Origin of the sequence: Citrobacter freundii complex sp. CFNIH9 (assembly GCF_002903305.1) — a bacterium.
Taxonomy (GTDB): domain Bacteria; phylum Pseudomonadota; class Gammaproteobacteria; order Enterobacterales; family Enterobacteriaceae; genus Citrobacter; species Citrobacter portucalensis.
In genome coordinates, this window is the sequence record NZ_CP026238.1 from 630,669 (window position 1) to 644,441 (window position 13,773).

At 53.7% G+C, this 13,773-nt stretch carries 11 protein-coding genes; 9 read left to right on the plus strand and 2 right to left on the minus strand.

What is annotated here, in order from left to right; all coding sequences use genetic code 11:
- Positions 1 to 12: 12 nt before the first annotated feature.
- The 9 genes from infB (at position 13) to mtr (ending at position 11,616) form a co-directional block, all read left to right on the plus strand.
- Positions 13 to 2,703, plus strand: coding sequence for a translation initiation factor IF-2 (infB, locus tag C2U43_RS03235; RefSeq protein ID WP_003828710.1), 2,691 nt, complete (start codon positions 13 to 15; stop codon positions 2,701 to 2,703).
- 149 nt (positions 2,704 to 2,852) lie between these two features.
- Entirely contained in the window at positions 2,853 to 3,257 is a 405-nt protein-coding gene (rbfA, locus tag C2U43_RS03240) for a 30S ribosome-binding factor RbfA (protein ID WP_003024988.1), read from the plus strand.
- Positions 3,257 to 4,201, plus strand: coding sequence for a tRNA pseudouridine(55) synthase TruB (truB, locus tag C2U43_RS03245; RefSeq protein WP_003828704.1), 945 nt, complete (start codon positions 3,257 to 3,259; stop codon positions 4,199 to 4,201). Before rbfA ends, truB begins: the two co-directional genes overlap by 1 nt.
- A gap of 273 nt (positions 4,202 to 4,474) precedes the next feature.
- On the plus strand, positions 4,475 to 4,744 hold the full coding sequence (gene rpsO / locus C2U43_RS03250) for a 30S ribosomal protein S15 (RefSeq protein WP_000059465.1): 270 nt from the start codon (positions 4,475 to 4,477) through the stop codon (positions 4,742 to 4,744).
- 246 nt (positions 4,745 to 4,990) lie between these two features.
- Positions 4,991 to 7,123 (plus strand): polyribonucleotide nucleotidyltransferase, encoded by a 2,133-nt coding sequence (pnp, locus tag C2U43_RS03255; RefSeq protein ID WP_008785911.1) that lies wholly within the window; start codon positions 4,991 to 4,993, stop codon positions 7,121 to 7,123.
- A 109-nt stretch (positions 7,124 to 7,232) separates the two neighbouring features.
- On the plus strand, positions 7,233 to 8,117 hold the full coding sequence (nlpI, locus tag C2U43_RS03260) for a lipoprotein NlpI (RefSeq protein ID WP_003024982.1): 885 nt from the start codon (positions 7,233 to 7,235) through the stop codon (positions 8,115 to 8,117).
- A 106-nt stretch (positions 8,118 to 8,223) separates the two neighbouring features.
- Positions 8,224 to 8,304, plus strand: coding sequence for a protein YrbN (gene yrbN / locus C2U43_RS29310; RefSeq protein ID WP_010723222.1), 81 nt, complete (start codon positions 8,224 to 8,226; stop codon positions 8,302 to 8,304).
- On the plus strand, positions 8,297 to 10,225 hold the full coding sequence (locus C2U43_RS03265; protein ID WP_003828643.1) for a DEAD/DEAH family ATP-dependent RNA helicase: 1,929 nt from the start codon (positions 8,297 to 8,299) through the stop codon (positions 10,223 to 10,225). Before yrbN ends, C2U43_RS03265 begins: the two co-directional genes overlap by 8 nt.
- 146 nt (positions 10,226 to 10,371) lie before the next feature.
- On the plus strand, positions 10,372 to 11,616 hold the full coding sequence (mtr, locus tag C2U43_RS03270; protein ID WP_003828642.1) for a tryptophan permease: 1,245 nt from the start codon (positions 10,372 to 10,374) through the stop codon (positions 11,614 to 11,616).
- 90 nt (positions 11,617 to 11,706) lie between these two features.
- Here mtr and C2U43_RS03275 read toward each other — a convergent pair whose 3' ends face one another.
- Positions 11,707 to 12,714 (minus strand): luciferase-like monooxygenase, encoded by a 1,008-nt coding sequence (locus C2U43_RS03275; RefSeq protein WP_103284674.1) that lies wholly within the window; start codon positions 12,712 to 12,714, stop codon positions 11,707 to 11,709.
- Between the two features lie 178 nt (positions 12,715 to 12,892).
- Positions 12,893 to 13,771, minus strand: a complete 879-nt coding sequence (locus C2U43_RS03280; protein ID WP_020996351.1) for a U32 family peptidase — start codon at positions 13,769 to 13,771, stop codon at positions 12,893 to 12,895.
- Between the last annotated feature and the right edge of the window lie 2 nt (positions 13,772 to 13,773).

Consider the following 13,773-nt stretch of genomic DNA (forward strand, 5'->3'; position numbering starts at 1 on the left):
GGAAGGAACAGTATGACAGATGTAACCGTAAAAACGCTGGCTGCAGAGATACAGACTTCCGTAGATCGCCTGGTACAGCAATTTGCTGATGCCGGTATCCCGAAGTCTGCTGACGACTCTGTGTCCGCACAAGAGAAACAAACCTTACTGGCGCATTTGAACCGTGAAAACGGCTCAGCGCCGGATAAGTTGACATTGCAGCGTAAAACGCGCAGTACTCTCAATATTCCAGGTACCGGTGGAAAAAGCAAATCGGTACAAATCGAAGTCCGCAAGACACGCACCTTTGTGAAACGCGATCCGCAAGAGGCTGAACGCCTTGCCGCGGAAGAGCAGGCGCAGCGTGAAGCGGAAGAGCAAGCCCGTCGTGAGGCAGAAGAAGCTGCCAAACGCGAGGCGCAACAAAAAGCCGAACGTGAGGCCGCAGAACAAGCTAAGCGTGAAGCCGCTGATAAAGCGAAACGTGAAGCTGCGGAAAAAGACAAAGTGAGCAATCAACAGACCGACGATATGACTAAAACCGCCCAGGCCGAAAAAGCCCGCCGTGAAAATGAAGCCGCAGAACTGAAGCGTAAAGCGGAAGAAGAAGCACGTCGCAAGCTTGAAGAAGAAGCGCGCCGCGTAGCGGAAGAAGCTCGCCGTATGGCGGAAGAAAACGAGAAAAATGGTGTGAATAACGCTGAACCTGTCGAAGACACCAGTGATTATCACGTCACCACCTCTCAGCATGCTCGCCAGGCTGAAGACGAGAACGATCGTGAAGTTGAAGGCGGTCGTGGTCGTACTCGCAGCACTAAAGCAGCGCGTCCGGCGAAGAAAGGTAACAAACACGCTGAATCTAAAGCTGACCGTGAAGAGGCACGTGCAGCGGTTCGCGGCGGTAAAGGCGGTAAGCAGCGTAAAGGTTCCGCTTTGCAGCAGGGCTTCCAGAAGCCAGCTCAGGCCGTTAACCGTGACGTTGTGATCGGCGAAACCATCACCGTTGGCGATCTGGCGAACAAGATGGCGGTCAAAGGCTCTCAGGTCATCAAAGCAATGATGAAACTGGGCGCAATGGCGACTATCAACCAGGTCATCGACCAGGAAACCGCACAGCTGGTTGCCGAAGAGATGGGCCACAAAGTTATCCTGCGTCGTGAAAACGAGCTGGAAGAAGCAGTAATGAGCGACCGTGACACCGGCGCTGCGGCTGAACCGCGCGCACCGGTAGTGACCATCATGGGTCACGTTGACCACGGTAAAACGTCTCTGCTGGACTACATTCGTTCAACGAAAGTGGCCTCTGGCGAAGCGGGCGGTATTACTCAGCACATCGGTGCGTACCACGTTGAAACTGACAACGGTATGATCACCTTCCTGGACACCCCGGGTCACGCCGCGTTTACCTCCATGCGTGCTCGTGGTGCTCAGGCGACGGATATCGTTGTTCTGGTTGTTGCAGCAGACGACGGCGTGATGCCGCAGACTATCGAAGCTATCCAGCACGCGAAAGCGGCAGGTGTGCCGGTAGTTGTTGCAGTCAACAAAATCGATAAACCGGAAGCGGATCCAGATCGCGTTAAAAACGAACTGTCCCAGTACGGCATCATGCCGGAAGAGTGGGGCGGCGAGAGCCAGTTCGTTCACGTTTCTGCGAAAGCGGGTACCGGTATCGACGAACTGCTGGATGCTATCCTGCTGCAAGCCGAAGTACTGGAACTGAAAGCTGTGCGTAAAGGTATGGCGAGCGGTGCGGTTATCGAATCCTTCCTGGATAAAGGTCGTGGCCCGGTTGCTACCGTCCTGGTTCGCGAAGGTACCCTGAACAAGGGCGATATCGTTCTGTGTGGTTTCGAATACGGCCGCGTTCGTGCGATGCGTAACGAACTGGGTCAGGAAGTTCTGGAAGCAGGTCCGTCCATTCCGGTGGAAATCCTCGGTCTGTCCGGTGTTCCGGCTGCGGGTGACGAAGTTACTGTTGTTCGTGACGAGAAGAAAGCGCGTGAAGTTGCACTGTACCGTCAGGGCAAATTCCGTGAAGTTAAACTGGCTCGTCAGCAGAAATCTAAACTTGAGAACATGTTCGCCAACATGACCGAAGGCGAAGTTCATGAAGTGAACATCGTGCTGAAGGCTGACGTACAGGGTTCTGTAGAAGCGATTTCCGACTCTTTACTGAAACTGTCTACCGACGAAGTAAAAGTGAAGATCATCGGTTCTGGCGTAGGTGGTATCACCGAAACCGACGCGACCCTGGCTGCGGCATCCAACGCGATTCTGGTTGGCTTCAACGTACGTGCTGATGCCTCTGCACGTAAAGTTATCGAATCAGAAAGCCTGGATCTGCGTTACTACTCCGTCATCTATCATCTGATCGACGAAGTGAAAGCAGCGATGAGCGGCATGCTGTCTCCGGAATTGAAACAGCAGATCATTGGTCTGGCTGAAGTTCGTGATGTGTTCAAATCACCGAAATTCGGCGCTATCGCAGGCTGTATGGTTACCGAAGGCACGATTAAACGTCACAACCCAATCCGCGTACTGCGCGACAACGTGGTTATCTATGAAGGCGAGCTGGAATCCCTGCGCCGCTTCAAAGATGACGTCAACGAAGTCCGTAACGGTATGGAATGTGGTATCGGCGTTAAGAACTACAACGACGTTCGCGTTGGCGATATGATCGAAGTGTTCGAGATCATCGAGATCAAACGTACAATTGCTTAAGGTTGTTCGGGTGTAGGCCGGATAAGGCGTTTACGCCGACATCCGGCAATGTAATGCCTGATGGCGCTACGCTTATCAGGCCTACAGCCTAATCACCGAATTATTTTCAAAAGGGGCTGAATGCCCCTTTTTTGTCTGGAGAATTTATTATGGCGAAAGAATTTGGTCGCCCGCAGCGTGTCGCGCAGGAGATGCAGAAAGAAATCGCACTCATCCTGCAACGCGAAATCAAAGACCCGCGTGTTGGCATGATGACCACCGTATCGGGTGTTGAGATGTCCCGTGATCTGGCATATGCCAAAGTATTCGTGACTTTCCTCAACGATCAGGACGAAGCTGCCGTGAAAAACGGCATTAAGGCACTGCAGGAAGCCTCTGGTTTTATCCGCTCTCTGCTGGGTAAAGCAATGCGTCTGCGTATCGTGCCTGAGCTGACCTTCTTCTACGACAACTCGTTGGTTGAAGGGATGCGCATGTCCAACCTGGTGACCAGCGTGGTGAAACATGACGATGAGCGTCGTGTGAACCCAGCGGACGACAGCAAGGAGGACTGATGAGTCGTCCTCGTCGTCGTGGTCGCGATATTCATGGTGTCCTGCTGCTGGATAAGCCGCAGGGCATGTCCAGCAATGACGTGCTGCAAAAAGTAAAGCGCATCTACAATGCCAACCGCGCGGGACATACCGGCGCGTTGGATCCGCTGGCGACAGGCATGCTGCCTATCTGCCTTGGTGAAGCGACAAAGTTTTCACAGTATTTGCTGGATTCTGACAAACGCTATCGCGTGGTTGCCCGTCTGGGCCAGCGTACTGACACTTCCGATGCCGATGGGCAGATCGTGCAGGAGCGTCCGGTAACCTTCACCGCAGAACAACTGGCGAGCGCGCTGGAGACTTTCCGCGGCGATATCGAGCAGATTCCGTCGATGTATTCGGCGCTGAAGTATCAGGGTAAGAAGCTGTACGAATATGCGCGTCAAGGCATTGAAGTGCCGCGTGAAGCGCGCCCGATTACCGTCTATGAGCTGCTGTTTATTCGCCATGAAGGTAACGAACTGGAACTGGAAGTTCACTGCTCCAAAGGCACCTATATTCGTACCATCGTTGACGATCTCGGTGAGAAGCTGGGCTGCGGCGCGCACGTAACGTATCTGCGTCGTCTGACGGTCAGCAAGTATCCGGTGGATCGTATGGTCACGCTGGAACACCTGCGTGAGCTGGTCGAACAGGCAGAACAGCAGAACATTCCGGCGGCTCAGCTGCTTGATCCTTTGCTGATGCCAATGGACAGTCCGGCATCGGACTATCCTGTTGTTAATTTGCCTTTAACATCGTCGGTTTACTTTAAAAATGGTAATCCGGTACGGACGACAGGCGCCCCGCTGGAAGGGCTGGTACGCGTGACGGAAGGCGATGACGGCAAGTTTATTGGCATGGGGGAGATGGACGATGAAGGTCGTGTCGCCCCCCGCCGCCTGGTGGTTGAGTATCCTGCATAGCGCTCTCTGTCTTGCGATAAAAGGGCGCTGCGAGTAGAATACTGCCGCTTAACGTCGCGTGAATTGTTTAACAATCTGCGTGGCGTATACACAAAATCATTCGAGCTGCATCAAGGCGGCAAGTCTGAGGATCCTCAGGAGCTTACTTAGGTAAGTGACTGAGGTGAGCGGACGCAGCCAACGCAGAGTCAGTTTGAAGGATAAAGTGTATACACTGGGATAGCTGAATTAGAGATCGGCATCCTTTCATTCTTATCACTTTGGAGTTTTAAAATGTCTCTAAGTACTGAAGCTACCGCTAAAATCGTTTCTGAGTTTGGTCGTGATGCAAACGACACCGGTTCTACCGATGTTCAGGTTGCTCTGTTGACTGCACAGATTAACCACCTGCAGGGCCACTTTGCAGAGCACAAAAAAGATCACCACAGCCGTCGTGGTCTGCTGCGCATGGTTTCTCAGCGTCGTAAACTGCTCGACTACCTGAAACGTAAAGATGTTGCACGTTACACCGCGCTGATCGAGCGTCTGGGCCTGCGTCGCTAATTCTTTCGAGTTTCAGAAAGAGGGGGCCTTCATGGCCCCTTTTTTCCAGCAGATGGCAGCAATTCGCTGGAAACTAATGTATTGTTGCTATGAATGATCTTCCGTTGCAGAGGTTCGCGCGGCTAATGAGAGGCTTTACTCATGCTTATGGGTTAGGGTTGTCATTAGTCGCGAGGATGCGCAGAAGATCGGGTATTAACGATGGCGCAAAAATGTGCCGTCAAAAAATAGAGAAAGGATATTATTTTGCTTAATCCGATCGTTCGTAAATTCCAGTACGGTCAGCATACCGTTACGCTGGAAACCGGCATGATGGCGCGTCAGGCGACTGCCGCTGTTATGGTTAGCATGGATGACACCGCGGTATTCGTTACCGTTGTTGGTCAGAAAAAAGCGAAACCAGGCCAGGACTTTTTCCCGCTGACCGTTAACTATCAGGAGCGTACCTACGCTGCTGGCCGTATCCCGGGTAGCTTCTTCCGTCGTGAAGGCCGTCCGAGCGAAGGCGAAACCCTGATCGCGCGTCTGATTGACCGCCCGGTTCGCCCGCTGTTCCCGGAAGGCTTCGTTAACGAAGTTCAGGTTATCGCGACCGTTGTTTCCGTTAACCCGCAGGTTAACCCGGACATCGTGGCAATGATTGGTGCATCTGCTGCGCTGACTCTGTCTGGTATCCCATTCAACGGCCCGATCGGTGCTGCACGTGTTGGTTACATCAATGACCAGTACGTACTGAACCCGACTCAGGACGAACTGAAAGAAAGCAAGCTGGACCTGGTTGTTGCAGGTACTGAAGCAGCTGTACTGATGGTTGAATCCGAAGCTGAACTGCTGAGCGAAGATCAGATGCTGGGCGCTGTTGTGTTCGGTCACGAACAGCAGCAGGTTGTGATTCAGGCGATCAACGAGCTGGCGAAAGAAGCTGGCAAACCGCGTTGGGACTGGCAGCCAGAAGCCGTCAACGAAGCGCTGAACGCACGCGTTGCCGCACTGGCAGAAGCTCGCCTGAGCGATGCTTACCGTATCACTGACAAACAAGAGCGTTATGCTCAGGTTGACGTGATCAAATCTGAAACCATCGCGACTCTGGTGGCTGAAGACGAAACCCTGGACGCTAACGAACTGGGTGAAATCCTGCACGCTATCGAGAAAAACGTTGTTCGTAGCCGCGTACTGGCAGGCGAGCCGCGCATCGATGGCCGTGAAAAAGACATGATCCGTGGCCTGGACGTGCGTACTGGCGTTCTGCCGCGTACCCACGGTTCCGCACTGTTCACCCGTGGCGAAACTCAGGCGCTGGTTACTGCGACCCTGGGCACCACTCGTGATGCGCAGAACCTCGACGAACTGATGGGCGAGCGTACTGACAACTTCCTGTTCCACTACAACTTCCCTCCGTACTGCGTAGGTGAAACCGGTATGGTCGGTTCTCCGAAGCGTCGTGAGATTGGTCACGGCCGTCTGGCGAAGCGTGGCGTACTGGCAGTAATGCCGGAACTGGATAAATTCCCGTACACCGTACGTGTGGTTTCTGAAATCACCGAATCTAACGGTTCTTCTTCCATGGCTTCCGTATGTGGTGCTTCCCTGGCGCTGATGGACGCAGGCGTGCCGATCAAAGCAGCCGTTGCGGGTATCGCGATGGGTCTGGTGAAAGAAGGCGACAACTTTGTTGTTCTGTCTGACATCCTGGGCGACGAAGACCACCTGGGCGATATGGACTTCAAAGTGGCGGGTTCCCGCGACGGTATCTCTGCACTGCAGATGGATATCAAAATTGAAGGTATCACCAAAGAAATCATGCAGGTTGCTCTGAACCAGGCTAAAGGTGCGCGTCTGCACATCCTGGGTGTGATGGAACAAGCGATCAACGCTCCGCGTGGCGATATTTCTCAGTTCGCTCCGCGTATCCACACTATCAAGATCAGCCCGGACAAGATCAAAGACGTTATCGGTAAAGGCGGTTCTGTTATCCGTGCTCTGACCGAAGAAACCGGCACCACCATTGAAATCGAAGATGATGGTACCGTGAAGATTGCTGCGACCGACGGTGAGAAAGCGAAATATGCTATCCGTCGTATCGAAGAGATCACCGCAGAGATCGAAGTAGGCCGTATCTACAATGGTAAAGTGACCCGTATCGTTGACTTTGGCGCATTCGTTGCCATCGGTGGCGGTAAAGAAGGTCTGGTACACATCTCTCAGATCGCTGATAAGCGCGTTGAGAAAGTGACCGACTACCTGCAGATGGGCCAGGAAGTACCGGTCAAAGTTCTGGAAGTTGATCGCCAGGGCCGTGTGCGTTTGAGCATTAAAGAAGCAACTGAGCAGTCTCAGCCTGCAGGCGAACCGGAAGCTCCGGCAAGCCAGGGCGAGTAAGGTTGCCATTGCCCTCCGTGAAAGCGGAGGGCCTTTAACCCGGCAGGATGCCTTGTTAGCAACCGGGGAACCTGGACGTTCATTCAATCGTTGTCTTCGGGAGTGGGAAATGAAGCCTTTTTTGCGCTGGTGTTTCGTTGCGACAGCACTCACGCTGGCTGGATGCAGTAATTCCGCCTGGCGAAAGAGTGAAGTCCTCGCAGTACCATTGCAACCGACTTTGCAGCAGGAAGTGATTCTGGCACGTATGGAACAAATTCTTGCCAGTCGGGCTTTAACCGATGACGAACGCGCACAGCTTTTATATGAGCGCGGAGTGTTGTATGATAGTCTCGGTCTGAGGGCATTGGCGCGAAATGATTTTTCACAAGCGCTGGCAATCCGACCAGATATGCCTGAAGTATTCAATTACTTAGGTATATATTTAACGCAGGCAGGCAATTTTGATGCTGCCTATGAAGCGTTTGATTCTGTACTTGAGCTTGATCCAACTTACAACTACGCGCACTTAAATCGCGGTATCGCATTGTATTACGGCGGTCGCGACAAGTTAGCGCAAGATGATCTGCTAGCGTTTTATCAAGACGATCCCAATGATCCTTTCCGTAGTCTGTGGCTTTATCTTGCCGAGCAGAAGCTCGATGAGAAGCAGGCTAAAGAAGCGTTGAAGCAACGCTTTGAGAAATCGGATAAAGAGCAATGGGGATGGAACATTGTCGAGTTCTACCTGGGCAACATTAGCGAAGCAACGCTGATGGAACGCCTGAAGGCGGACGCAACGGATAACACCTCGCTCGCTGAGCATCTCAGTGAAACCAACTTCTATTTAGGTAAGTACTACCTAAGTCTGGGGGATTTGGACAACGCTACGGCATTGTTCAAACTGGCGGTGGCTAACAACGTTCATAACTTTGTTGAGCACCGATACGCATTGTTGGAATTATCGCTCCTGGGCCAGGACCAAGATGACCTGGCAGAATCGGACCAGCAATAGCTGACGTACACATCAGCCCGTAATCTTTTTTGATTGCCATCACCTTCACGGGTGAGGGCGTTGTTGTTCGTTAATACACCTACTTTGAGCCGGTTCACACTTTTCAATGAAAATTGCAGATCAATTTCATGATGAGTTATGTAGACTGGCCGCCATTAATTTTGAGGCACACGTACTACATGGCTGAATTCGAAACCACTTTTGCAGATCTGGGCCTGAAGGCTCCTATCCTTGAAGCCCTTAACGATCTGGGTTACGAAAAACCATCTCCAATCCAGGCAGAGTGCATTCCGCATCTGCTGGGCGGCCGCGATGTTCTGGGTATGGCCCAGACAGGTAGCGGCAAAACTGCAGCGTTCTCTTTACCGCTGCTCAACAATCTTGATCCTGAGCTGAAGGCACCTCAGATTCTGGTGCTGGCACCGACCCGCGAACTGGCGGTTCAGGTAGCAGAAGCCATGACGGATTTCTCTAAACACATGCGCGGCGTGAACGTGGTTGCCCTGTACGGCGGCCAGCGTTATGACGTGCAATTACGTGCCCTGCGTCAGGGGCCACAGATCGTCGTCGGTACGCCGGGTCGTCTGCTGGATCACCTGAAGCGCGGTACTCTGGACCTCTCCAAACTGAGCGGTCTGGTACTGGACGAAGCTGACGAAATGCTGCGTATGGGCTTCATCGAAGACGTTGAAACCATCATGGCGCAGATCCCGGAAGGTCATCAGACCGCTCTGTTCTCTGCAACCATGCCGGAAGCGATTCGTCGTATTACCCGCCGCTTTATGAAAGAGCCGCAGGAAGTACGTATTCAGTCCAGCGTTACTACCCGTCCTGACATCAGCCAGAGCTACTGGACTGTGTGGGGCATGCGTAAAAATGAAGCGCTGGTGCGTTTTCTGGAAGCGGAAGATTTTGATGCGGCGATTATCTTCGTACGTACCAAAAATGCGACCCTGGAAGTAGCAGAAGCGCTGGAGCGTAGCGGTTATAGCAGCGCTGCACTGAACGGCGACATGAACCAGTCCCTGCGTGAGCAGACTCTGGAGCGTCTGAAAGATGGCCGTCTGGATATTCTGATTGCAACCGACGTTGCGGCCCGTGGCCTAGACGTTGAGCGTATCAGCCTGGTTGTTAACTACGACATCCCGATGGATTCCGAGTCTTACGTTCACCGTATCGGCCGTACCGGTCGTGCGGGTCGTGCGGGTCGTGCGCTGCTGTTCGTTGAGAACCGCGAGCGTCGTCTGCTGCGTAACATCGAACGCACCATGAAGCTGACTATTCCTGAAGTAGAACTGCCGAACGCAGATCTGCTGGGCAAACGCCGTCTGGAAAAATTCGCCGCTAAAGTACAGCAGCAGCTGGAAAGCAGCGATCTGGATCAGTACCGTGCTCTGCTGGCGAAAATGCAGCCGGAAGAAGAGCTGGATATCGAAACGCTGGCAGCTGCACTGCTGAAAATGGCTCAGGGCGAACGTCCTCTGATCCTGCCGCCAGATGCGCCGATGCGTCCGAAACGCGAATTCCGCGACCGTGATGACCGTGGTCCGCGTGACCGTAACGATCGTGGCCCTCGTGACCGTAATGACCGTGGTGGTGAAGACCGTCCGCGTCGTGAACGTCGTGACGTTGGTGACATGCAGCTGTACCGCATTGAAGTGGGCCGTGATGACGGTGTTGAAGTTCGTCATATCGTTGGTGCGATTGCTAACGAAGGTGATATCAGCAGCCGTTACATCGGTAACATCAAGCTGTTTGCTTCCCACTCCACCATCGAACTGCCGAAAGGTATGCCGGGCGACGTGCTGCAGCACTTTACCCGTACTCGCATCCTGAACAAGCCGATGAACATGCAGCTGGTTGGCGATGCGGTTCCGCACACCGGTGGTGAGCGTCGTGGCGGTGGTCGTTTCAGCGGTGAGCGTCGTGAAGGTGGTCGCGGTGAAGGTCGTAACTTTAGCGGTGAACGTCGTGAAGGCGGTCGTGGCGATGGTCGTCGTTTCAGTGGCGAACGTCGTGAAGGCAACCGTGGTCCGCGTCGTGACGATTCTTCTGCTCCGCGTCGTGATGACTCTGCTGGTCGTCGTCGTTTCGGCGGTGATGCATAAGCCTTTTAGCTTTATAGCTGTAAAGTAAAATATACGGCCCCGATCTCAACAATCGGGGCTTTTTTTATTTCAATTGTACTCGTGTACTGGTACAGTGCAGCGCATTGAGATGTAGTCACAATATAAATGACTGGAGAGATGGCTAAATGGCAACACTAACCACCACCCAAACGTCACCTTCGCTGCTCGGCGGCGTGGTGATCATCGGCGGCACCATAATTGGCGCGGGGATGTTTTCTCTGCCAGTGGTCATGTCCGGGGCGTGGTTCTTCTGGTCAATGGCGGCGCTGATCTTTACCTGGTTCTGCATGCTGCACTCCGGGCTGATGATCCTTGAAGCTAACCTCAATTACCGCATTGGCTCCAGCTTCGACACCATTACCAAAGATCTGCTGGGCAAAGGCTGGAACGTGGTGAACGGCATCTCGATTGCTTTTGTTCTCTATATTCTGACCTACGCGTATATCTCGGCGAGCGGGTCGATCCTGCATCACACCTTCTCCGAGATGTCGTTGAACGTTCCGGCGCGTGCGGCAGGTCTTGGCTTTGCGTTACTGGTGGCGTTTGTGGTGTGGTTAAGTACCAAAGCGGTGAGCCGCATGACGGCAATTGTGCTGGGCGCAAAGGTGATTACCTTTTTCCTGACCTTCGGCAGCTTATTGGGACACGTTCAGCCCACAACGTTGTTTAACGTGGCGGAAAGCAATGCTTCGTATACGCCGTACCTGCTGATGACGCTGCCGTTCTGTCTGGCCTCATTCGGCTATCACGGCAACGTCCCGAGCCTGATGAAGTATTACGGCAAAGATCCGAAGACCATCGTTAAGTGTCTGGTGTACGGCACGCTGCTGGCGCTGGTGCTGTATACCGTGTGGTTGCTGGGGACGATGGGTAACATTCCGCGTCCGGAGTTTATCGGTATTGCGCAGCAGGGCGGTAACATTGATGTGCTGGTACAGGCGCTGAGCGGTGTACTAAACAGCCGCAGTCTGGATCTGCTGCTGGTGGTGTTCTCCAACTTTGCGGTGGCGAGTTCATTCCTCGGCGTTACGCTCGGTCTGTTTGACTATCTGGCGGATCTGTTTGGCTTTGATGATTCGGCAATGGGACGTTTCAAAACGGCATTGCTGACGTTTGTCCCACCAATTATCGGTGGCTTGCTGTGGCCGAACGGTTTTCTGTACGCCATTGGCTATGCAGGACTCGCGGCAACCATCTGGGCCGCCATTGTTCCGGCGCTGCTGGCACGTAAATCCCGCGAGCGTTTCGGTAGCCCGAAATTCCGTGTCTGGGGCGGTAAGCCGATGATTGCGCTGATCCTGGTATTCGGTATCGGCAACGCGGTTATCCATATTCTGTCGAGCGTGAATCTGTTGCCTGTTTATCAGTAACTTTGTTGTGCCGGATGGCGGCTGCGCCTTATCCGGCCTACAGGGTCAAGTAGGCCCGGTAAGCGAAGCGCCACCGGGCAAAACAACGCACTACCCCAATAATTCCTGCTTCACATCCATCGCCAAATCAAACGAATGTAGACGTGCCTGATGATCAAAAATCTGGCCGTTAACCATAATCTCATCAGCCTGGGTTTCACGCAAAATGGCGTCGAGACCATGCCGCACTTTTGCCTTATCACCGACCAGCGACATGCTCAGCGCCTGTTGTACGCCGTACTGCTCAGAAGCGGACCACAGCTGCTGCATATTCTCTACCGGCGGCGGTAGCTGGCCGGTTTCGCCACGACGCAGCCTCACAAATGCCTGCTGCATGGAGGTGAAAAGAAACTCGGCGTCGCGATTGCTGTCGGCGGCAATAATGTTGATGCACACCATCGCATACGGCTTTGCCAGCCGCGCCGAGGGTTTGAACTGGGTGCGATACAAATGCAGCGCCTGATGCAGCATATCCGGGGCAAAGTGCGAGGCGAAGGCAAACGGCAGACCAAGCTGGGCCGCCAGTTGTGCACTGTACAGGCTGGAGCCTAATAACCAGACCGGGATCTGCTCGCCGTAGCCGGGAACCGGGCGTACATGGGGATTAGGATCGCGGGCGTCGAACCAGTCCACCAGTTCAGCGACGTCGCGTGGGAAGTTATCGATATCACCGCTCATATGGCGGCGCAGTGCGCGCATGGTTGGTTGATCGCTACCCGGTGCGCGACCGAGCCCGAGATCGATTCGTCCCGGATATAGCGTGTTCAGGGTACCGAACTGCTCGGCGATCACCAGCGGCGAATGGTTAGGCAGCATCACGCCGCCAGACCCGAGATGCAGCGTAGTGGTATTGGCAGCCAGAAAACCAATCAGCACTGAGGTTGCTGCGCTGGCGATGCCGGTCATGTTGTGATGTTCCGCCAGCCAATAGCGGTGGTAACCGCGTTTTTCGGCCAGTTGAGCAAGATCAAGCGAGTGTGTGAAGGCCTCTTTTGCCGAAGATCCTTCAGGGATCGGCGCCAGATCCAGCACCGAGAACGGAATAGTTTTGTCAGTCATAACGGCTCACTTTGTTACCGGTTAATCTTTTAATACTGCATTAAAGATTAGCGAATGTTGTTAACAAAGTGAGCTTTATACGGCGGGCATCGAATACAACATGCCCGATGGCGCTGCGCTTATCGGGCCTACGGGATCGCTATTTGTAGGCCCGATAAGGCATTTATGCCGCATCCGACTAGGCCTGCAGCTCCAGTCCAGCCAGTCGCTTCCAGTAGCCGTTACAGTCACTGTGGGCGGCAAGCGGTAATGGGGCACTGCCATTTTCATTGGCGCGGAAGGCGTCGAGCATGGCGAATGTTTCAGTGCCTGAAGGGGACAGACGCACAATATCAACCAGCCCCTGCATCGATGTCAGTTCGTTGCCGAGGTTGTAAACATAGCCGCTCATGGTCTGGATCCCGTTAAGGACAAAGACCTGCTGATTCTCCTGCGACAGCACATCGCGCCCGTTCGGGTATTTTATGCAGCAGGTTTCACACTCGTCTTTTGGACGGTCTTCAGAGCGTGCGGTAAAGCAGCGGGCAGAGTACGCCAGCGGCAGATGCCCGTAGCTCAGCACTTCTACTTCAAACTGATTGCGAATACCCAGCTCATCACACTGGTTGAGCAAGTTTGCCAGCCAGTCGCGGGAAAGCTCTACCGGCATACACCAGCGCACCATGCCTTGTTTGAGCAGAATACGCAGGGTAACCGCGTTGTAGCAGTTGAGCGCATGCCCGGCGACAAACGGCAGCTTACGCTCGGCGCACATGTTTACTACGCCGAGATCGCTGGCTTCCAGCAGGAAGTCACCGTTTTCGACATAGCGCTTCAGCTCTCCCAGTTCAGAAGAGGCCTGTACCAGCGCCAGTGTTGACAGCACAACCTGTTTACCGCTGCCAGCGAGCGATTTCGCCATATCGAGCCAGTCGCCCACTTTGGTGGCACGGCGTTTACTGCATACCGCTTCACCAAGATAGATAACGTCGGCCTGGCTTACGGCAGCCTGCTGATAAAAATCTTCCAGCGTTTCTTTCGGCCAGTACCACAGCACCGGCCCTAAGGAATATTTCATTG